This window comes from Leptolyngbya sp. GGD, from assembly GCF_026735145.1.
GTDB classification, from domain to species: Bacteria; Cyanobacteriota; Cyanobacteriia; order Leptolyngbyales; family Leptolyngbyaceae; genus Leptolyngbya; species Leptolyngbya boryana.
The window spans coordinates 64434-84035 of sequence record NZ_JAPQKE010000007.1; the positions used below are offsets into that span (position 1 = coordinate 64434).

17 protein-coding genes and 1 pseudogene are annotated in these 19602 nt (G+C 46.1%); 11 read left to right on the forward strand and 7 right to left on the reverse strand.

From position 1 onward, the window contains the following. From dpdJ to dpdD, 3 genes are read left to right on the forward strand one after another with little or no spacing between them, the layout of a single operon-like run. Positions 1–4581, forward strand: a complete 4581-nt coding sequence (gene dpdJ / locus OU814_RS24855) for a protein DpdJ (RefSeq protein ID WP_268242421.1) — start codon at positions 1–3, stop codon at positions 4579–4581. After that, positions 4578–5090 carry a phospholipase D-like domain-containing protein DpdK gene (gene dpdK / locus OU814_RS24860; RefSeq protein ID WP_268242422.1) on the forward strand — a complete coding sequence of 171 codons (513 nt, stop codon included), beginning with the start codon at positions 4578–4580 and terminating at the stop codon, positions 5088–5090. The genes dpdJ and dpdK overlap by 4 nt, the downstream gene beginning before the upstream one ends. Beyond that, positions 5087–7375 carry a protein DpdD gene (gene dpdD, locus OU814_RS24865; RefSeq protein ID WP_268242423.1) on the forward strand — a complete coding sequence of 763 codons (2289 nt, stop codon included), beginning with the start codon at positions 5087–5089 and terminating at the stop codon, positions 7373–7375. Before dpdK ends, dpdD begins: the two co-directional genes overlap by 4 nt. 59 nt (positions 7376–7434) lie before the next feature. On the opposite strand, the gene OU814_RS24870 is transcribed toward dpdD, so the two are convergent. Both OU814_RS24870 and OU814_RS24875 read right to left on the reverse strand, forming a co-directional pair. After that, positions 7435–8604: a PD-(D/E)XK nuclease family protein gene (locus tag OU814_RS24870; RefSeq protein ID WP_268242424.1), complete on the reverse strand. Its 1170-nt coding sequence runs from the start codon at positions 8602–8604 to the stop codon at positions 7435–7437. A 3-nt stretch (positions 8605–8607) separates the two neighbouring features. Next, positions 8608–10986, reverse strand: coding sequence for a UvrD-helicase domain-containing protein (locus OU814_RS24875; RefSeq protein WP_268242425.1), 2379 nt, complete (start codon positions 10984–10986; stop codon positions 8608–8610). A gap of 264 nt (positions 10987–11250) precedes the next feature. Between OU814_RS24875 and OU814_RS24880 the strand changes: the two genes are divergently transcribed. Further along, entirely contained in the window at positions 11251–12120 is an 870-nt protein-coding gene (locus tag OU814_RS24880) for a hypothetical protein (RefSeq protein WP_268242426.1), read from the forward strand. Here OU814_RS24880 and OU814_RS24885 read toward each other — a convergent pair. After that, positions 12076–13167, reverse strand: coding sequence for a DNA sulfur modification protein DndB (locus OU814_RS24885; protein ID WP_268242427.1), 1092 nt, complete (start codon positions 13165–13167; stop codon positions 12076–12078). The two genes, OU814_RS24880 and OU814_RS24885, sit on opposite strands and share 45 nt — an antisense overlap. 255 nt (positions 13168–13422) lie before the next feature. Here OU814_RS24885 and OU814_RS24890 point away from each other — a divergent pair, with 255 nt between their 5' ends. Next, a complete protein-coding gene (locus OU814_RS24890) occupies positions 13423–13686 on the forward strand; it encodes a CopG family transcriptional regulator (protein ID WP_268242428.1) in 264 nt (87 codons plus the stop codon). A gap of 133 nt (positions 13687–13819) precedes the next feature. Here OU814_RS24890 and OU814_RS24895 read toward each other — a convergent pair whose 3' ends face one another. Then, on the reverse strand, positions 13820–14152 hold the full coding sequence (locus tag OU814_RS24895; RefSeq protein WP_268242429.1) for a transposase: 333 nt from the start codon (positions 14150–14152) through the stop codon (positions 13820–13822). Between the two features lie 300 nt (positions 14153–14452). Here OU814_RS24895 and OU814_RS24900 point away from each other — a divergent pair, with 300 nt between their 5' ends. Then, entirely contained in the window at positions 14453–15205 is a 753-nt protein-coding gene (locus OU814_RS24900) for a hypothetical protein (RefSeq protein WP_268242430.1), read from the forward strand. A gap of 127 nt (positions 15206–15332) precedes the next feature. On the opposite strand, the gene OU814_RS24905 is transcribed toward OU814_RS24900, so the two are convergent. After that, complete coding sequence (locus tag OU814_RS24905; protein ID WP_268242431.1) at positions 15333–15695, reverse strand: hypothetical protein; 363 nt, start codon at positions 15693–15695, stop codon at positions 15333–15335. Positions 15696–16261: 566 nt separating this feature from the next. Between OU814_RS24905 and OU814_RS24910 the strand changes: the two are divergent. Beyond that, positions 16262–16456, forward strand: a pseudogene (locus tag OU814_RS24910) (ISKra4 family transposase); the annotation flags it as partial. Here OU814_RS24910 and OU814_RS24915 read toward each other — a convergent pair. Further along, on the reverse strand, positions 16412–16666 hold the full coding sequence (locus tag OU814_RS24915; RefSeq protein ID WP_268242432.1) for a hypothetical protein: 255 nt from the start codon (positions 16664–16666) through the stop codon (positions 16412–16414). The pseudogene OU814_RS24910 and the gene OU814_RS24915 overlap by 45 nt on opposite strands. Positions 16667–17033: 367 nt before the next feature. Here OU814_RS24915 and OU814_RS24920 point away from each other — a divergent pair, with 367 nt between their 5' ends. Both OU814_RS24920 and OU814_RS24925 read left to right on the forward strand, forming a co-directional pair. Next, positions 17034–17609: a helix-turn-helix domain-containing protein gene (locus OU814_RS24920; RefSeq protein ID WP_268242433.1), complete on the forward strand. Its 576-nt coding sequence runs from the start codon at positions 17034–17036 to the stop codon at positions 17607–17609. A gap of 159 nt (positions 17610–17768) precedes the next feature. Next, the gene (locus OU814_RS24925) at positions 17769–18341 is read left to right on the forward strand and encodes a dihydrofolate reductase family protein (protein ID WP_268242434.1); all 573 of its coding nucleotides are present in this window, start codon (positions 17769–17771) and stop codon (positions 18339–18341) included. A 43-nt stretch (positions 18342–18384) separates the two neighbouring features. On the opposite strand, the gene OU814_RS24930 is transcribed toward OU814_RS24925, so the two are convergent. Then, complete coding sequence (locus OU814_RS24930) at positions 18385–18567, reverse strand: hypothetical protein (protein ID WP_268242435.1); 183 nt, start codon at positions 18565–18567, stop codon at positions 18385–18387. A 161-nt stretch (positions 18568–18728) separates the two neighbouring features. Here OU814_RS24930 and OU814_RS24935 point away from each other — a divergent pair, with 161 nt between their 5' ends. Continuing rightward, the gene (locus OU814_RS24935; protein WP_268242436.1) at positions 18729–19085 is read left to right on the forward strand and encodes a YciI family protein; all 357 of its coding nucleotides are present in this window, start codon (positions 18729–18731) and stop codon (positions 19083–19085) included. An 83-nt stretch (positions 19086–19168) separates the two neighbouring features. Further along, complete coding sequence (locus OU814_RS24940; protein ID WP_268242437.1) at positions 19169–19579, forward strand: VOC family protein; 411 nt, start codon at positions 19169–19171, stop codon at positions 19577–19579. Positions 19580–19602 lie beyond the last annotated feature (23 nt).

Genomic DNA, 19602 nt, shown 5'->3' on the forward strand with positions numbered 1-19602 from the left:
ATGGATAATTCGCTGCATCTACTCGTTCGTGAATTTCTCAATCGACTGGAAAGTGATGAAGTCAAGTTATTGGTTTGGGGAGTAGTTGACAGTGGCTTTAGCAAAACTGAAATTGAAGAACTCGCCGAAGCAGTCATTCAAGATCAAAATAGCGATGTTAACGCATCACGCCTGATCGCTGCTATGCGGGCGCAAAACCTTTTATTTGACTTTAATTTGAAAGGAAGACGAGTATACCGAACTCGCATGGCTGAGACGGTACGACTGTTTGCACGGCTGCGGCAACTCTTTCCCCAATGTGACTGGCAAACTTCCCCAACGCTAGTAGCTGATTACCGTTTCTCTTTGCGTCAACGAGTCTATCCAGCACGCACGACCAAGCCAGAGACAGTAATTCAACAACTCGAAGCCGATAAGTTATTGACTCCAATTCGACGTGCTGCGCTCGAAGTCATGTTGAAATCGCCGGATCGCACCTTGGATCTATCAGATTTTCAGCATCGCGCGACTGCTCGAATGCTGCGCGACCTAAATAGCAAAAAAAGTCGCGGTATGATTGTTTGTGCTGGAACCGGAACTGGGAAAACCTTGGCATTTTATCTGCCTGCCCTAGCTCACATCGCCGGGCTTGTGAAGAAAACATCATTCTGGACGAAAGCACTCGCAATTTATCCACGTAATGAACTTCTAAAAGATCAATTTTCTGAAACCTATATCGAGGCGCGCCGTTTGGACGCAGTCTTGACCGAGCAAGGGCAACGCAAATTGTTAATTGGAGCCTTCTTTGGTGCAACTCCACGGCAAGCTAATTTAGATGATTATAGGCTAAAGAACAACTGGAAATCAGAAAGACAAGGGTTCACTTGTCCTTATCTACGCTGTCCTCACTGCGATGGAGCTTTAAGTTGGAGGCGAGAAGATCTTGCCAAGCGCAAAGAGCAATTAATTTGTCTGGACGATAAATGTGGTGCTGTGATTCGTGAGGATGAAATCGTTTTGACTCGCGATCGCATGGTTAAAACACCTCCTGATTTACTGTTCACCACAACTGAAATGCTCAATCGCTCGATGGGCGATTCTCAGTACGGTCACATTTTTGGCATCGGAACTGCCAAGCCGCCTCAAATTGTTTTGCTTGATGAAGTTCACACCTACACGGGCATTCATGGGGCGCAGGTAGCATACTTGCTACGACGATGGCAAAAGATGATTGGCGGACGAGTTCAATTCACAGGGCTATCTGCAACCCTGCGAAGCGCAGCAGATTTTTTCACGCACCTCGTTGGTTTGGAACCCGGTTCGGTTGAAGAGATTTCTCCGGGCGATAATGTGAAGCCAGAAGGAATGGAATACTTGCTGGCTTTACGAGGCGATCCGGTTTCTGGGACTAGTCTGCTCTCTACCAGTATTCAAACCGCAATGCTGTTAAGACGGGTGCTTGATCCATCGAACAATGCTATCAGCAACGGTGCCTATGGTTCTCGCGTCTTTGCTTTTACCGATGATCTAGATGTTACCAACCGCCTTTTTCACAACCTGTTGGATGCTGAAGGACGGAACAGTCTGGGTCGCCCTAAGAATGGGCAGCAACCCTTGGCGGCGATACGAAGCCACGATAAAGCTGATTCAGTACAGCGATTAGTGGCAGGACAGTCTTGGCTCTTGTGTGAAGAAATTGGGCATCGCCTTCAAAATCCATTAGAAATCGCTCGCACGAGTTCTCAGGATACCGGGGTGGATGCCGCCGCAGATGTGATTGTCGCGACCGCTGCACTAGAGGTTGGATTCAACGACCCAGAGGTGGGTGCAGTCATCCAGCACAAAGCGCCTAGAGATATGGCATCCTTTCTACAACGTAAAGGGCGAGCTGGACGAAGTCGAGCGATGCGTCCCTGGACGGTCGTGGTGTTGTCTGACTACGGGCGCGATCGCATTGCCTATCAAAACTATGACTTGCTGTTTGATCCCATTCTGGAAGAACGGTTGTTGCCGATCTCCAATCGCTATGTCATTCGCATCCAAGCTGCGTTTGCCTGTATGGACTGGGTTGCCCAACAGCTTCAGCTTACTCAGTTACCAAAAGGCAGTGTATGGAAAGATTTCACAAAACCATTCTTCAGATTTAGAAAAGATGAATCTTCATCAGTTCAGCAGCGTCAGGAAGAAGAAAAACGAATTCTTCAGTCAGTCTTAGAACAGCAGGAACAGCAACAATCTCTAGAAGCGTATCTTCAAGCCGCCATGCAGCTTTCTCCTGAGGAGACGCGAGCGATTCTATGGGAGCCACCTAGAGCATTAATGACCGCTGTATTGCCCACTCTACTGCGTCGATTGGAATCAAAGTGGCATCGCTTACAACTGCCCAGAGAACCAGAACTTGACTATTACACCAGTGATCCTTTACCTGATTTCGTACCTGGAAGTTTATTTAGCGACTTGCTACTTCCAGAAGTTCGCATTGTCACACCGCCGCCAAATCAGCAATCCCCAGAAGGGGAGAACTTTTTACCAATTCTTCAGGCGCTTAAAACTTTCGCTCCTGGACGAGTTTCGCGTCGCTTCGGCGTACAGCGCAGTCAAATTAGTCATTGGATCGCACCGCCCAATCTTGAAAGTGGACACCAGACGCTGCCGGTAGAACAATATTGCAGTGAATTTGAAGAAGCTGGTACATTTCAAATTTGGCAAAACGAAGCAGTTGCCGACATACGCTGCATTCGTCCTTGGACATTGAGAGTAGCTCAAATTCCACCTGAAGTCGTTGACAAGTCCAACGCTCAATTAAAGTGGCGGACGCAAATTGTTCCACCCTCAAACGGCAATCGATTAGATTTACCGCAAGAATCGATTTGGGTGAATATTGTTTCCGACCTTTTTAGCTTTACACACAATCAGCAAAATCCTTTGCAAGTGCGGCGATTTGCACTGGAATCAGAGGCTAACCTACGAATTTCTCAGAATCGAGAAGTTCGGGAATTAGAAACAACGATTCAATTTGTTGAGCAAGTCAGCGGGAACCCAGCAGGGGTTGGATTTGCTCAGAGCGTGGATGGATTGGTGTGCTGTTACCAAATTCCAGAAGATTTCACGGTTAGTGACTACGATGCCAACCGCAATAAAGTTCGTTCGTTCCGCAGTTCCTACTTCAAACACTGTATTCTGAGCGATTTGCGTTTAGACGGGATCGCTAATATTTTTCAACGGGACTGGCTACATCAGATCTATCTATCTATGCTGGTTGCGCGTGCGTTAGAAGATCAATCTAATTTGCTTGAAGCTTTCGAGGCGATCCGTAAACAAGGAATTGGGCAGGCAATGGCTGCCGCTCTAGATGAAATCTTTCAGACTTCGGATGTCGAGGAGGTAGATGAAGATTCTACCAATGAGCTTGCAGACTATCGGGATCAGCAGACACCAAATATGCCGCCTGGTCGTCAGCCCACGCATGCAAAACTGCGAGAACTTTGTAACTCGCCTGTCGTCCAAGAAGTTTTGAATGATTTGGCTCAGATTTTGTGGGGCTCACCAGATGCAGGTTGGCATGAGTGGGCAAAACAGCGCTTCAAAGCAACATTGGGTGGTGCTCTATTGGAGGCTTGTCGTCAACTTTGCCCACAGTTTGACTCTGATGATTTGCTACTTGATCTCGATCCGGGACCACGATCGCCCGATAGTCCTGCTGCACCGGAAGGACTGGAGGAAATATGGTTAACGGAAGCGAGTCCAGGCGGCAGCGGGGTGATTGAAGAGATTTTGCAGCGCTATGCGGCAGATCCGCTAGGCTTCTTTCGCCTCGTGGAGAGTGCTTTGGAACCGTCGGACTTTGAGATTGTAGACTCAGAACTCACAAAGCTGCTGGAGTTAACCGCGACAGAATCCTCTACGAATCGGGCTTTGGCACAAGTGCGAAACGCAAAATCCTATCAGGAATTGTTGAGCGCGAACGAGCAGCTTCGCCGAGTTTTGACCCAGCAAGGCATCTTGGTCACGCCTGCTGTGATGACGGCGATTCACGCCCGCGTTCTCGCGCCCGGTAGCACTGTTGAAACTGATCGCCAACTGCTTGAATTAATTCGCACCTGGCAAACAGAAGAAACTCGTTTGGGTGTTGAAATTGATGCGCGAGTGTTCGCTTATGTTGCTAGCACCCAGGATAGATTTACTGCTGCACTGCCGCTGCAGACAAGACGCAATGGTTGCTGCTTTCAAGTACTCTATGGTCGATTATGGCTGCGGGGCGGATTGATTCGCAATCGAGCGATCTCTTTCTACAACCCGTTTGCGATCGTGCCAGAAGCCGATCGAGAAATTTTATTGGACGTGCTGCAACCCGCTGAAAACGTAGTGAAATTAGAAGAATCGAATTGGCGCGAACAGGTCGAACAGGCGTTGAGAACAAAGGGTGCCGTTTCATTAACGGCTCAACTAACCGCTCGACAAGCCTTAAAGCAAGCAGCACTGCAATTGATGACTGAACCGATCTCGGTTGGTTTCCTCAATGTCTATCCCGTTGTTGAAGGCTTTCGCAGAACGACGCAAGGATACACTATCAGACTACGCATTCGAGAGGCTGTGCAATGACCCGCTATCTTCACTCCCGCCTGACTTCTCGACAGCTACCGGATTTGCTTCAAACGATCCTAGTAGCAGAACTCATCGCTCCTAGCCAATGCTTATGGCTCGTTTCACCCTGGATTTCAGATATTCCAATAATTGACAATACAGCTAACACCTTTCTCTCCTTAGAGCCTGCGTGGTACCGTTCTAAGATTCGATTTTCTCAGGTTCTAGCTACACTCACTCAACAGGGAACTACAGTTTGCATTGCCACTCGGTATGATTTGCACAACAACAGCTTTCTAGAAACTTTGAAGGCTAAGGCAGACTCTAACTATCTAAACTTACATCGGGCGGAAGAACTGCACACAAAAGGAATCTTGTCAGACTCCTTTTTCCTGTCAGGCTCGATGAATTTTACCTTTAATGGCATTACGGTTAATCAAGAAATGCTGAGCTACGAAACTGACCTTGCCACGATTGCAGAGCAAAAAATCAATTTTAGGGAACGTTGGGGAGGAGTTGTCTTATGAGGTTGGAAATTAGCTTGGAAACTCGCGAATTTCTAGAGCGCTTTTTTGGAAATGGCAATCGCTTTGAGCTGAAACAGATAGAAAGGCAACAGGGTATAGCGACTGCATTCCTAGTGCCTTGGATTATGCGATTGAACGATCGACTTCCTACTGTACTTCCTTATATTGGTGAAGCGGATACTAACTGGTATGGTCTTGCGTTTTCTGAACCGCAGCTTCGAGGATTACGAGAAGATTTGACTGCCTTTATTGGTCCTACTTGGTCAACCTTTCGCGGTCAACGAACTCGTTTAAATCTGAGCGACCCAATTGAGGCAGCTGTCTTTGACATTACTCAGGGAAACGCATTTAAGTTTCGAGGCAGCCCGACTGATAAAGGCAATCCGACGCAACTCCGTAATGCCCTGTCAAGAATGCTTCTAGTTCTTGATCGCAAGCCAATCAGCACGTATGAAGTGGCACGGGCAACTGGGCGAGTACTTCGAGATTTTCACATGGCTCTTCGAGCAGGCGAGCGCCCTGCTGCCGAAAAAGAACTGCAATACCTCCGTAGCCAGAATCGTCTTGACACCACTAACTTATTATTTCTCAGGGTGCAAATGCTGGCTGAGCTTCAAGCGTGGCAAGAGATCTTGCAACTGTATGATCTCGGAGAGCTATTGCAAATGCGTCGACCTCCGGCTGTCACCCAAGCCCTTATCCAAGCAGTTTATCAATGCGAATTAAGCAGATTTGAGAGATCCAACGCCGCCCGCAGTGCAGCAAGTTTCTTTCACGAAGCCGTCCTGCCTGAATATGGAGATTTATATGCTAACCGCGCTGGCAGTCGACTTCCGGAGGTCGTCAAATCTTTTATGCTTTTGGCTGTAGGAGGCGAAAAACCAAACCCGACCTTACGTGATGAATTACTGACTATCCCTGGGCTACCAGAAGCAGACCAACTCTACCTCCAAAATTTGGCACGACTGCTACCTCCTACAGTTCCAGACAAACCTTCTGTGGTGGTCGATCCGTTAGAAGCAGCAATTGAAGCACAACAAATTGGAGATTACGATCGCGTAATTGCACTTCTGACCAATTATTCTCCGTCCCCACAATCTGTACGCTTGTTGTTAATGGCAGCCTACGAACTGCAAACTTTAGAAACAGAGCGAATAGCCTTGCAAGCGCTCGATCAACTCACTCTTCAGGAACGCGAGCTTATTCTTGCTAGCCGCAGCAACCAAACGTTTCTTAATTCACTGATTAGCAAGCGAACGATTCCGATTGAAACAACAGCAGATCTTGTGCCAACTAATTGGTTAGACTGGCTTTCGATTCTAGAGCAAAATCCCAACTGGGATCGAGCGCTATACTCAGCAGCGCAAGGAGCACAAGAGTGGAGTGTTGCTGACTTACTAAGTGCATCAGGAGCAATAGATCGATTCGTGTCTTTACAGACTGACGTTGCTTCTAAAGCACCCGAAACACTGCAAAATGCCTTTCCTCACTTTCTAAGTTCTTTTCAAAAAGATCCTGATTTTCCACGTCGTGAATTTCTGCCAATCTACACGGCTCTTTTGGAAAATCTTACGATTGGTATTCTCTTAAGGGGTGCTAGCGAGGCACATTTGGCAATTTTCAACGAGTTGATCACTCTTCTGTTAAAGCTTGGGGTTAGTGCTCGGCAGTACACGGACATGGTTAGTCATGCTCTGGATTTATGGGAAACGAATCAAGCACCAAGCACGATTGATTGGGGGTTAGATTTAATCAACATTTTTGTGGTTTATCCTTGTTCTAATCAAGATAAGCGATCACAACTACTATTCAAGATTGCCGAAACCTTGCGAGGAATCGCCAGTCGAGTTGATGAAGCGCAATGGAGTATTTTTCACTCGCTTGCCAAAGATTTGGGATTAGAAGCTTCGTTCTCAGACCTGCTCATTAAACAAGACTTAGGGCAAGCATCAGCGCAAGGTGAACAAAATATCTTTCAAAAACTTAGAAATAAGGCGATTTTAATCTATACCTTAACGGAACCAGTTGCTCAAAGAGTTAAGAGTTTTCTCGAAGAAGCTTGCGAAGGAATTACTGTTCATCTAAGCCACGACAAAGGGGGCAGCGATCGATTGTGCCAGTGGTCGAGAAACGACGACTTGATTGTGATGGTCACTGCTAGTGCAAAACACGCTGCCACTGGTTTTATTGAGGAGCATTGTCCTCAGGAGCGACTGCTACGAGTAAACAGCAAAGGAAGCGCTAGTCTGTTGCGAGAAATTCAACATCACCTCGAGTTGAGGTAGATACAAATTGTGCTTCATCACAACGATGAAATAGATAAAGTTCAGTCGCCTTAATAGAGCTATGGAGCAGAGGGAGTGTCTGGTTGATATCCTGCTGCCTTGCCAGCAGGTCGAGGACAAAAGTACCGAAAGTCACATGCTGCACAAGTGTCTTCGTCGTCACATTGGGGAAACCAAGCCTGCAAGATACCTCCAACATATGCTTCCTGTACAACGTCTTCCTCTGCTCGGCGAACGACATCATCAAATGAAGACAATGCTTCCTGAGTGCTGTGTTCGCTGATCTCAATAACGCGAATAGCACGTCGAAGCCGAAACTCAAGTGATAATTGCTCAGTAGAGTTACCTGGTCTCCACATTCTTACTAGTTGAGCGTCTGCTGAATCAGGTTCTGGCAAAACATCTGTATCGAAATTTGCAATGCCCCTTTTTAGGCTCTGCATTTCTCTGTCGCCAGGTGTAAGTTCATTGATATAGATCAAAATACCCGCTGCGACGGGTAGAGCATCCGGTTGACGACTTCTAAGCCAAGCATAGGTTTGAACCTGCCAATCGCCTTGCTCCCAGTATGGTTCTGAAAGGTTAGGACGCTTTGATCCCTTATAGTCAACAATGACTTCATATTGACCAGAAATACCCAAGCATGCATCTCTTACGTACTCGCGGATTAAATTGGTATCAGGGGCTTCCCCGAGCGTAACGTGAGTCAAAACATCAATAACACCATGAACCTCATAATTCGAGCATCTTAATGGAACCGTTGAGGGCGGGACTGCTCTTGTGCCTATAACCTTTCTTTCTGCTGAAGCAATTAAAGGAAATAAATGCGGTCCTAATAGGTTTACAGCCATTGCAACACGACGATAGCCAGAGTCGCGGGCATCCTCACTTCGTGCCTCTTTACCTTGTTGTTGTAAGGCAGCTTCAACAGTATTCGCAAAATTACCGATGTCGTTCGGTTCCCAATTCGGTGGGTCAGATCTCCACTCCCGCTTAGTACAAGGCCAAGGGAATGGATAATCAGCGTGGTTGTCCTGCCAAAACCTAAAAGCTAGTTCGAGAGTTCCATGAAGAAACTCCCCAAACCATTGCTGGACGGGACGGGACGGGGGAAGCGCACTTCCATTATGGTATCGATATTGCAATCGGCATCGGAGGTACGAGAGCAAGTCACCCGTCATCGAATAGCTTGGCACAATGTGATCTGGTCGCTTAACTTCTAGTTCCATAGTTCAGATTAATAACAATGGAGACTCAACTCGTATAGGACGCTGTCTCCCTGTATAAGGTTGCCGCCAAGGCCAAGTTTCATCCCGATGCCAGCCAAGCGCGATATTAGGAATTGCCCCAGACAAATTTGCTCCGGTACCATATTTTAGACATGATTCACACCCAACTAGCATAAGCACAGATTGTGCGCGACTATACGCAACGTAATAGAGACGTACTAAGTCATCAAAGGAGCGATCGAGGGGTGTTCTGCTACCTCTAAGAGGAGCGGCTAAGTGTGGCTCAACATGGTCTTCCATAACTACAACATTTGCTGGACTTCGGGGAAATCTGCGAAAAGCCTGTTTGGGATGATTTCTAGTAAAATGACTACCTACATCAACAATTACAAGGGGAAATTCCAATCCTTTAGCTTGGTGAATAGTCATTAATTGCAAGTGATTGCGTGGAACGCTGGGCATAATGTCTTCATCGACCTCTACCTCATCTTCAGCGATGGGCAAAAGCGCATCTCGAATAAGGCTCTGGCGACTTAAATTACAGTGTAGGCTATTTTGCAAAATCTTCATACCATAAGGTGAAGCTATGCCAGCGCTAGAAACCGTTCTTGTAATTGCTTCAAGCCAGACCTGATGTTCTGGATCATTCTGAAAATTGGGCATCCATGCGATTAATTTAAAGATCAGTTCCAATACGGGCCAATCTGGAGGAAAAGCGATATCGTAATTTCCGCGCGATACATTCTGCCATCGCGCAACAAAGTGACGAAGTCCACCCATGTCTGATGGTTGTGGGTTTTGATTGATTAACCTATTAGCCACTATTCTCCATTCGTCCAGGAAGAATCGAGCCTCATTCGTGGGAAATACTTGGTCAACTAGAGTTCCATCCGGATCGAGACATAGTAGTAGAAGTCCGAGCAGTTGTTGAACACTCATAATTGTTCTAAGTGCCCTACCACGAGGGTTGAAAACTTGAAGATTGTGCTGGTGCATTGCACTTCTAAAATGACCAGTAAACCTTGCTTCGGTGTCACCAACTCTCTGTTGTCTGTTGTACTTATACTTAATCTCTTCAACGCTGTGAGCTAGCAAGACACAATCACCCAAATCCCCTGCAGTTGGTACATTAAGTTCATAACTTTCTCCACCGTTACTTAGAATGAGACTTCGATTTGCAAATAACTGCTCTAGCCAAGAAGCCAATGAAACTGCCAAGTCGGTTGGGCTTGGGCGAAATAACCCAAGAACTGGCATTCCTACTAGACTTCTTTGAGAGTCAACTTCTGGTTTAGGGGGTAAAATGCGTGCAGAATTAAAACCTGGATCTCCACTAATATGACTATTGTAGAATCCAACTATTTCGCCGGATGAGCGGTAGTTAGCAATCATATCAATTCGTTGAGTCTGCCGACCTGTTGCAACTCTGCATCTTTCTCCAAACTGAGTGAAGAGTTCCACAGAACCGCCACGAAATCGATACATCGACTGATCGTCGTCACCAACAACTGTTACTAATGGAGATGATCCTGAGATGATTTCAAAGTAGATAGCTTCTTGTAAAGGGTTTGTATCTTGATACTCATCAATTAGAAGAGCAGAGATGCCATTACTCCATTCGTGCAACGTTCTATCCCTAAGCCTCTCTAAAAGCTGAAGTTCCAAAAGGGCAAAATCAAACAGGTTGGTCTCTCGGAGACGGTCGCGATATGTTGTGAGAATATCAACCACATATTGATGAGCAGAACTAACACTGCCAAAGCTCTCCAGGTCAACAAGATCCTGTATGAGCCGCTCGCATATAGTTTTTGCAACAGACAAAGCCTCACCACGATTGCGTGGTGGGTCACCTTCAAAAGTGTATGCAGCGAAAAGTTGATCTAACTCAGCCTGGTGAGCACTATAAACTGTACTGAACGATATTCGCTTTAATAGCAGTTTGGATGCTGCCCCCTCTGCTAAAACTGGTGCAAGTTGTCCAGGAAGTCGGTTTTCTGTAAGGGCTTGTTGTGAAATGCTATCCAAGGTATCAATACGACATCGATTTAGATCAATCTGATTGATTAATTCTTGAAAATCAGGAACGGTAGATAGGTTATTCAGAAGAGTTGTACCCCAATCGAGCCAACGAGTCCGAAGCTCCTTGGCAGCTTTTTTGGTAAATGTAGTAATGAGTATCTGTTCAGGCAGAATGCCATCTACTAGAACGTGGCGTAGTGCACGTAATACGAGAACAGTAGTCTTCCCCGATCCTGGTCCAGATGCTAACATAAGAACATCGTTGCCTTCATGGCTGATTCCATCGCGCTGCGCTGGATTTTGATCTAGATCACGTTTAAGAACCTCACGGACAAGATTTTTGTAAGCTTCAACAGTGATCACAACCAACCTTCCAAATCTCTGTAACCTGCATAAATATAAGTTGAATGAACATCACAATAAAGCCATTCAAATAACTTACCCCACGGGCTTTTAACACTATCCTGATTTCTGCCTAAAAGAGGCTACTCAAGAGAAAAGTTAGTGAAACTTAAATATCCTTAAGCTTAATTTGAGGTGCTAAATCTTTTAATGAGCAGCCTTATCCGAGTGAATTAAAATAATGAAGTGGGTTTGAAAAGTTTCACGACAATCGAGAACTAAGTCATGCTCAAACAGTTTTTACCTGTGTTTGCTGTTAATCGACTTAACCTTCTGAAGAAATTGCAGAGAATTGAGGGCGATTTCGGCGTACTAGCAACTTTCGTTGAGTCGGATAACTTTCTTACATTACTTCGCTCACAAGGCAAGCCATACTTCATCGACAGTGGTGTGTTCGAGGACAAAGGCAAGCCCTGGTATTGCCAAATTGAGTGTACGTTTGTGAATGATCGATGGGTACGAGAACTTAAGCTAGCCGATCGCCAACAACTTCAACATAAGCTCAAAACTTTCTTCGATCGCTGTGATAGATTCAGCCCAGATTATGTTTTTGCCCCTGATGTATTTGGTGAACCCTTGATCTCTTTGCATTTAGCACAAATTGCATGGGAAGAGTATTCATCTAAACCCAGACCTTATTGTCTAATCGGTGTTGTGCAGATGGGGGAAGCGCTGTACAACTGGCAGAATCCTTCCAGTCCCCAAGTAAGTACTGTTCTTCCTCATTACCATTTGCCCAAAAGTTTTCTAACGGCGTTGATAAGTGAATATCGCAATATCGGTTTTCAACGAATTGCGCTCGGAGGACTGTTAAAACCAGAAAGTACTATGCCAATGGGACTGAAGTTTGGGTTGTCAAGTCAAGAGTTAGACGATCTCTTAACTTGGAGCAGACCAGATTTTGTTTTAGGGGGTTTGGCATTGACGCGCTTAGAAGTTCTTAGGAAGCATCAAGTTTGGGCAGATTCTACTAATTGGCTCTGGTGGGATGCACGATACGATCGCCAGAGATTTGGCGATCGTGATGCCTTGCAAGAAATATTTACACCACTAAACAGTGCAAACTTCAGAAATAATTCCTACGAACTCACGTAAAACTCGGTGACAAGCATCAACAGTTGTACGCGTGTTTTGAACAATAGGGGTGCCCTTTGCACCCATCTGTGTCACACTACGTTCTCGCCATATTGGTTCATCTCGTCTCCAGTTAATGTCTTTCAACCTAGAGAGCCGCTTGAGCAAATTCTCACCGGGTACACCCTCAATGTACAAATCGCGCGCCACCAAGCCTAAAGCTTGTATAGCTACGCCTGTTACAATTAGATCTTCTTGTCGTTGACGCTCACGTTCTTGTTTACTCACCATCCTCCAGGGATCATCCGGCAAAGCACAAGCAGCAGCAATCCAAAAAGCCGTAGCCCAGTCGCTTCGAGCCTCTAAGTCTTTTTTCGATCGTAGATTCGGATACATATGCTGTGTCGCTGAGACCAGAGTTGAAAACGTCATCAACTTAGGATTGTGTCTACCGAGTCCATTTTCAACCATCTCAACATTGTCCCGAAATTGTGGAACTTGATCGAGAAGGTTTTTAGCAATCAAGACTAATGGGGAGCGTTGATCAAATGTGTGTGCTAGGGACACGCTAGGACGCTGCACTAGCAAGTTTTGATCTCGGAAAGCCTGCCGCTCTTGCTCTAGGGATAATCCGGCGTAAACCAACGCACCTAGTTCGAGTTGAGCTAAAGCAGCAGCTTTGATTGGATCATTCTCAACTTCCTTGAGTGCTTGACGAATGCCGAAGCATCTGTGCTGTCCATCAGTCAGACGTAGACTAACAGAGGAATATGGAAGAATAATGCTACCGTCTCGGTAGACGGGTCGGGGTTGAACGTTGACACAGATTGCTGGAAAGAAGGTACTTCCATTTTCATAAGTTTCTAGGATGTACTGAGCGATCGATTTAACCCTGACTGGGTTAGGTTTGCGTTGAGCAAAGTCAGGTAATACTGGATCGTTGGGTACATAAAGACAATCTACATCCAGGAGTCGAGCTATGTCGCCAAACAGCAGGCTCGCGACGTAACTTTGATGCTCGCTTAGTAATCCGCGATGCACAGGTACTGCTCGAAGAACGAGTTCCATAAGCAAATTTCTCCAAATGGGAGGACCAAGGATTTGGGCATTCGCTGAATGCTCATCTGCAACTTTCTAAGGCTCTAACAAGAAAATCTCAATTAAATTAAGGCAAATTTAGCTAATACGTATTAGCTAAATTGCAATATATCACAGCCCCATAGCTAATACGTATTAGCTATGGATAAATACATTTGTTTCAATAGAGACAATTAGGAAACAGAGGTAGGATTGAAATAATAGACGAGGAGTAGAAAACCACTCATGCCCACTAAAGGAAAGAAAAATCAGAAGGGACAACCAGAAAAGTACGGTGAAATGAAAAAGCGGACGAATTTTACGCTTACGCCTACTGGTACTGCACAATTGGAAAATTTGGCAGCCCGAAGGGAACTTTCAAAATCAGAGTTTATTGAGCAAGTTGCTAGAGGCGAAATTCCAATTTATCCAGATGCCCTGACTTCTATGGAGAAAGAAGTCGTAAAAAAGCACTCCAGCAGATTATTGCTCTTTCCTATGATGAACTAGCTGGGCAAGGGTTATTCATTAATCAAGAAGCGACGAGCGATCGTCATATTGAACTGCGCCAACAAATCGAGCAATACCAGGCTGTTTTATCAAAACTCAACGGGTCATCTTAGTACAATACATCTACATAACGTCAGTTCCAGTTAAGCAGCAGGGAGTAAACTGCTGTTGAAACCGAAGTTTTACCTCGTGCTGACAAGTTTTCAAACACCCGATGCTGCTTGGTGCGGCAATTGTGACAAACTCTGAGACTAGTGAAGTCAATAAAGCTGTTACCATTACACATACCAAAACGCGAACGCAAATATGCACACGAGGGTAACAAGACCAACGGCATCCAACTGAGAAAGCGCTGATAACTGATTAACCCTGGAAATACTGCTCTCCAGTAGCAACAGACGTACTTGAGATAGTAGTCCTTGAACGTGCGGTAGCCTTGTTGCTGAAACGCAATTAGAATCGTCATGATTTCACTCAGGCACAACTGTCGCAACCGTTGACGAGTTTGCAGTGATGGGTCGAAAGTTCCTGTCACCAACCGGGTTCAAACGCTTGGCAGAAGGTATCGACGTGATAAAAGAGTTCTTCTAAGCTGAACCTAGGACGGGTGATGCTGAATGATTTTGGTAATTCTCAGCGTACTTTCGCCGCCCTTTCTTATCCAGAACTCAGGTTAGTTAGATAGGCGCTGGAGTATTGTCGCGCCATACACAGCAATACAAGCGTTTCCTTCAGGTTAAGCTGTCCATCTTCAGCGAGGATCGTGGTGGTTTTGCTTCTCGTCGCGATCGCAGAAAATAGAAGGGAACATTTGGGGACAAAAGAATCAATGGTTTGGCGAACCAGTTTAGGACTACGATCGCTCCAAAGCACTGAGGCAGAACTTTATCTGACCGCCATGCAAGGTGCAATTGACTACATCGAAGTCATGGGTGACGACCTAGATGTCAAAACGGGCGATCGCATCTTCGATTCTGCAAATCTCCAGCAAAAAGTCATCATTCTTCATCATTGTCTCTCTGCCCTCTTGAAGCCAGAAGTCGAAGCCCCAGAATTGACGAATGTTCTCGAAGCTGGCGCTTACTTCCCTTTCGCTTACCTAAAAATGCGATTGGAGGAAGAGATTTCAGAAGAGGATGAATGGTCAGAGGATGAGGAAGATTTGAAATATGCTTATCGTCGATCGCTCTGGAATGCCTTTGAAGAATTTGTGCGCCCTCGTTGGGAGTCTGCGGTTGAGGAATACGGAGAGCGCGAGGAAGAAGCCGGCTTTAGCGATCGCTCCACTGACCTCGATTTATGGGAAGAAATTGTCGAAGATCTCGCAGACCGAATTTTTTGGGATCGAGATTGGCAAGTCAGTTCGATCGCACCGCAACTTCTCGATGGCATTGAAGAAGATTTTAGCCAACTTACAGGCTTAGATGAAGATTACATTACAAATCGGCTGCCCAGCGTGACAGAAGAGGAGGTTGCAATCGCGTTATCCGAAATCCGAAACTGGGTGATTAATTCTTAGAATTCAGGCAGATGGTATCACGCTAGGATCGAGTAACTTCTTACCGTTAATACATTAGGAGCATTGTTTAGCTGGAGTGTTGCGATCGTGACAACCTCAACAGGAGTATAAAGACAGTTCATATTGCTTATCTCAGGGCAGGGCGCAAATCTCGCTCCACCGCAACCTTCCAAGCCTCCGCTTTTCGCACTAATCCACGGCGATAGCGCTGTAACAACTGATTAAGCTGCTGCATTTCATCTTCATGTAACTGATTCTCACGCTGTCTGCCTAAAAGGTCGCTGAGTTGCGTTTGCTCCTGCGAGGATAATTCTGAATCACAAAGCGCCAACACTTGATCATCGGTCAGAGAGGAGATTTCAGGCTCCGCACTGCCACGGGTTAGCCACTCTAACAGCACTTCCTCCAAGGGGCGTTGGGTCAAGGTTGCAACTTCACGCACCTGCTGCGCTAGGAAATCTGGAAGCGTGATCGTGACTTGCTCTGCCATGATGCGGTTTTCAGATTGACGATTCCCCCTATTTTATGACGATTTCCACTGATGCTCTATTCCCAAGTCCAAGTCGCTTAGTGATTGCTAGGCAGATAATCGCAATCCGATACAGAGGGTTAGTGCCCTAAAAATTGTCAAAAATCCCTAACAATACCCAAAAAAGTAAGAATTGGGGGAAAATTGGGGGAAAAGTCAAAACTGAAAGCTGAAACCCTTGCAGGACGGGCATTGAATCGAGGACTGAAAATCCTCGTGTCACGAGTTCAAGTCTCGTTCCTGGCATAGGTTCTAGGGGTTGGCAAAAAGTAGTCCCCAAAGTTTCCCCAAAAATTGGCTGTTTAACCAGATATCTCTACCCGGGATATTGGTCGATGTCTGGACAGCATTAGATTCTGTTAAAAGCCACAAATACTGAGCTAGGCTTGCCATTTTTAGGTACTTGTCTACTTTTGGTGAAGCGACGTTGCGATCGCGAATTTTCATGACGTGAATATTGACTTTGAAGCAGTTTGAAAATCTGGATCACCAAAAGTGGACAAGTGCCCAATTACATAGTCCAGACTCACCGCAACCGATTGATTGACTATCAGCAGTTTCAAGCTGACCAACTCTGCTCGATTGGTTCAGGTGCGGTAGAGTCGGCAGTCAAACAGATTGACCGTCGATTGAAGCTTTCTGGCGCTCAGTGGAAGCGAGAAAATGTTAATCAGATGTTAAAACTTCGTTGTGCTTATCTCAATCAAACCCTCGCTGCCTAGTACTTTTGCACATTTGGGATGCTCCCGCCCGTCGAAGGGAGGTCCTACCCAAAATTCAGGATACTGTTTGCCGTAGGCGACTGCTCCCGAATGCTCCATCAGTCGCTTACAGCCCAGCGTCTGCAACACAGCGTCATAGAATGCGATCGCTCGTGCAAAATCATTGGTGCCAATCGAAACATGCGAGAGAATGCTGGGATTATTATCCATATCTGAATCCCCTATCAGTTGAGTTGGACGTGGATGTGCAGAAAGTCGATCGGTGCTTTGATGTACCCTAACAAAACTGATGAAACGATTGGATTATGTCAGTATTTATGTACTAAACTAACTTGTCTTTTCTTGCCTTTTGTTTAAGTTTCAAGTTCACCCGATGAGAGGATCTTTCATTTCCTGTTCAACGGCATCATGGATGCTTGACGCTTCAACCTAAACCTGGCACCCAAGAAGCAGAAGCATGATCTTTATCTTTGAGGAAAGACCATCCGAATCATCTTTTGTAGAAACAATCTGGCGGACGCAAAGTGAGAATGCGGATTCTTTTATCTCTCGTGCTGTAAGCCACTGGGAAATCGTCGTGACGAGACAGGATGGTAAGACGGCGCTAACGCTACGAGGACCAGAGACACAGGCAACACTTGCTCCCTGCCCTGCAAATGCCGAGTTTTTTGGTATCCAATTTAAACTGGGCACCTTTATGCCTTATTTGCCTGTCAGTAGCCTGGTAGATAACGCGACAACCCTACCAGCAGCAACGAGTCAATCTTTCTGGCTGAATCACTCGGCGTGGCAATTTCCTAATTTTGATGATGCCGATATCTTTGTGGATAAGCTCGTGCGCGAGGGGCTACTGGTGCGGGAGGCAGTTGTGGATGCCGTCTTACGTGGACAACGGCAAGGGCGATTAGCGCAGAGTACACCTCCGAAGGAATCGCTTCGCTCCATTCAGCGTCATTTTATTCAAGCTACCGGGTTAACGCATCGCACTATCCAGCAAATTGAACGGGCGCAACAGGCAGCAGATTTGCTGGAACAGGGCGTATCGATCCTCGATACGGTTGACCAGATAGGCTATGCAGATCAGTCGCATCTGACGCGATCTCTGAAACGCTTTATCGGACAGACTCCGGCTCAAATTAGTCGTAAACGATAAATTTTGAGCCTCTGTCGCTTTTGTTCAAGACAGTTTCCTGTGGGTGACGGTAGGGTTGGGGAGATGTCAGGCAGTTCCGCTAAAGCAGATCAGTAGAAGTAACAAACTCTCATCACAAAGGCATTCATCGCAAAAGTTATAACAGAGGCAAATATGACCATGAGGAAATTAAAACTACAAGTCCAAATGACCGTTGATGGATACATTGCAGGTCCGAATGGTGAGATGGATTTTATGGTGTGGAATTGGGATGATGCGTTGAAACAGTATGTTGAAACGATCACTGCTCCGGTTGACTGCATTGTGTTGGGACGAAAACTTGCCGAAGGGTTTATTCCTCACTGGGCGGGTGTCGCTGCAAATCCCGATGATGAAGATTTTACTGCCGGAAAGAAATTCACAGACACGCACAAAGTTGTTTTTACCAAAACGCTGAACCAGTCAGAGTGGAACAATACGGTGCTAGCCAAGGGTGAGCTTGCGGACGAAATTACTCAACTTAAAAACCAGGAGGGGAACGACATCATCGCGTATGGTGGTGCGACCTTTGTCTCGGCTCTTATCCGCCATCAACTGATTGATGAGTTTCATTTGTTCATCAATCCAGTTGCAATTGGTGACGGAATGCCCATTTTCAAAGAACTCGACAGCAAACAAGATTTGGCGCTAGTAAAATCAACATCCTTTGAATGCGGTGTTGTTGTTTTGAATTACAAGCCGAAACAGAATTAAGACCGCCGTAATATAAACAGCTTTCGCATCACGCTTGCTCAAGCTAAACGGTTGCAAACCCCCACTGATTGGCGGCGGCAAACGCCTCTTGTGCGGCTTCTTCAGCCAGATCAAAGTCTCCTACCAACCGAATTAGGGTGGCGACAATGCATCCCCATTCAGTGCGATAAACCGAGGCAATTGCCTGAGCAACGTCGGATTTTGGAGTTGAAGCCGTACCTGTCATAAAACGACACAAAAAAGTTTGGGCAAAATGTCGATTTGGGTGATTCCCGTTCGACTGACTAACAAAGAGAGCTAAAGTTCAATTGTACTAAACAAAATTTTTGCTGTCAGGTGTCGATTTGGGCAATTCCCATTCGACTAAATCACAAAGGAGACAACCCAATGAGATATTTGCTGCTGATCTATATGGACGAAAACGCCATGAGTGATACTGAGCGCGAGCATTGCTACGTGGAGTCTGCCCAGGTCGCCCAGGATCTCCATGCAAAGGGACAATTTGTGGCATCTGCTCCCCTTCATCCTGTTGCAACGGCTACCAGTGTTCGCGTCCGTGAGGGCAAATCGCTTGTAACCGATGGACCCTTTGCCGAAACCCGTGAGCAATTGGGCGGGTTCTATCTGGTCAATGCTCAGGATCTGGATGAAGCGATCGCGATCGCCAATCGAATTCCAGGGGCGCGAGTCGGTACGGTCGAAATTCGCCCTGTTCTTGAAATTGCAGGACTTCCACAATCTTGACGTTGAGACTCAATCCATCAGCAATTTGAAGTTCAAACCAAAGGAAAAAAACGCAATCCTTTGAAGGAACCCCAGAAGTAGTCATGAAAATCAATTCTTATCTCATGTTCGACGGAAACTGTGAGGCAGCGTTCAAGTTCTACGAGCAATGTCTGGGTGGCAAAATCACCATGATGATGACTCACAAGGAAGCACCCTCCGCAGAAAATGTTCCAGCTGAATTGCACGACAAAATCATGCACGCCTGCCTTGAACTGGAAGATCGCTTGTTGATGGGATCTGATTGCCCACCGGGATATTTTGAACCCCCTCAAGGCTTCTACGTCCAGGTGAGCGTTCCCGAACCAGACGAGGCAGAAAGAATTTTTCACGCTCTGGCAGAAAACGGCAAAGTAAAAATGGCGATCGCGCAAACGTTCTGGTCCGTTCGCTTCGGCATGTTAGTTGATCAGTTTGGCACACCGTGGATGGTCAACTGCGATCAGGTCGCTTGAGCTTTTTATTATTCATGGAGATT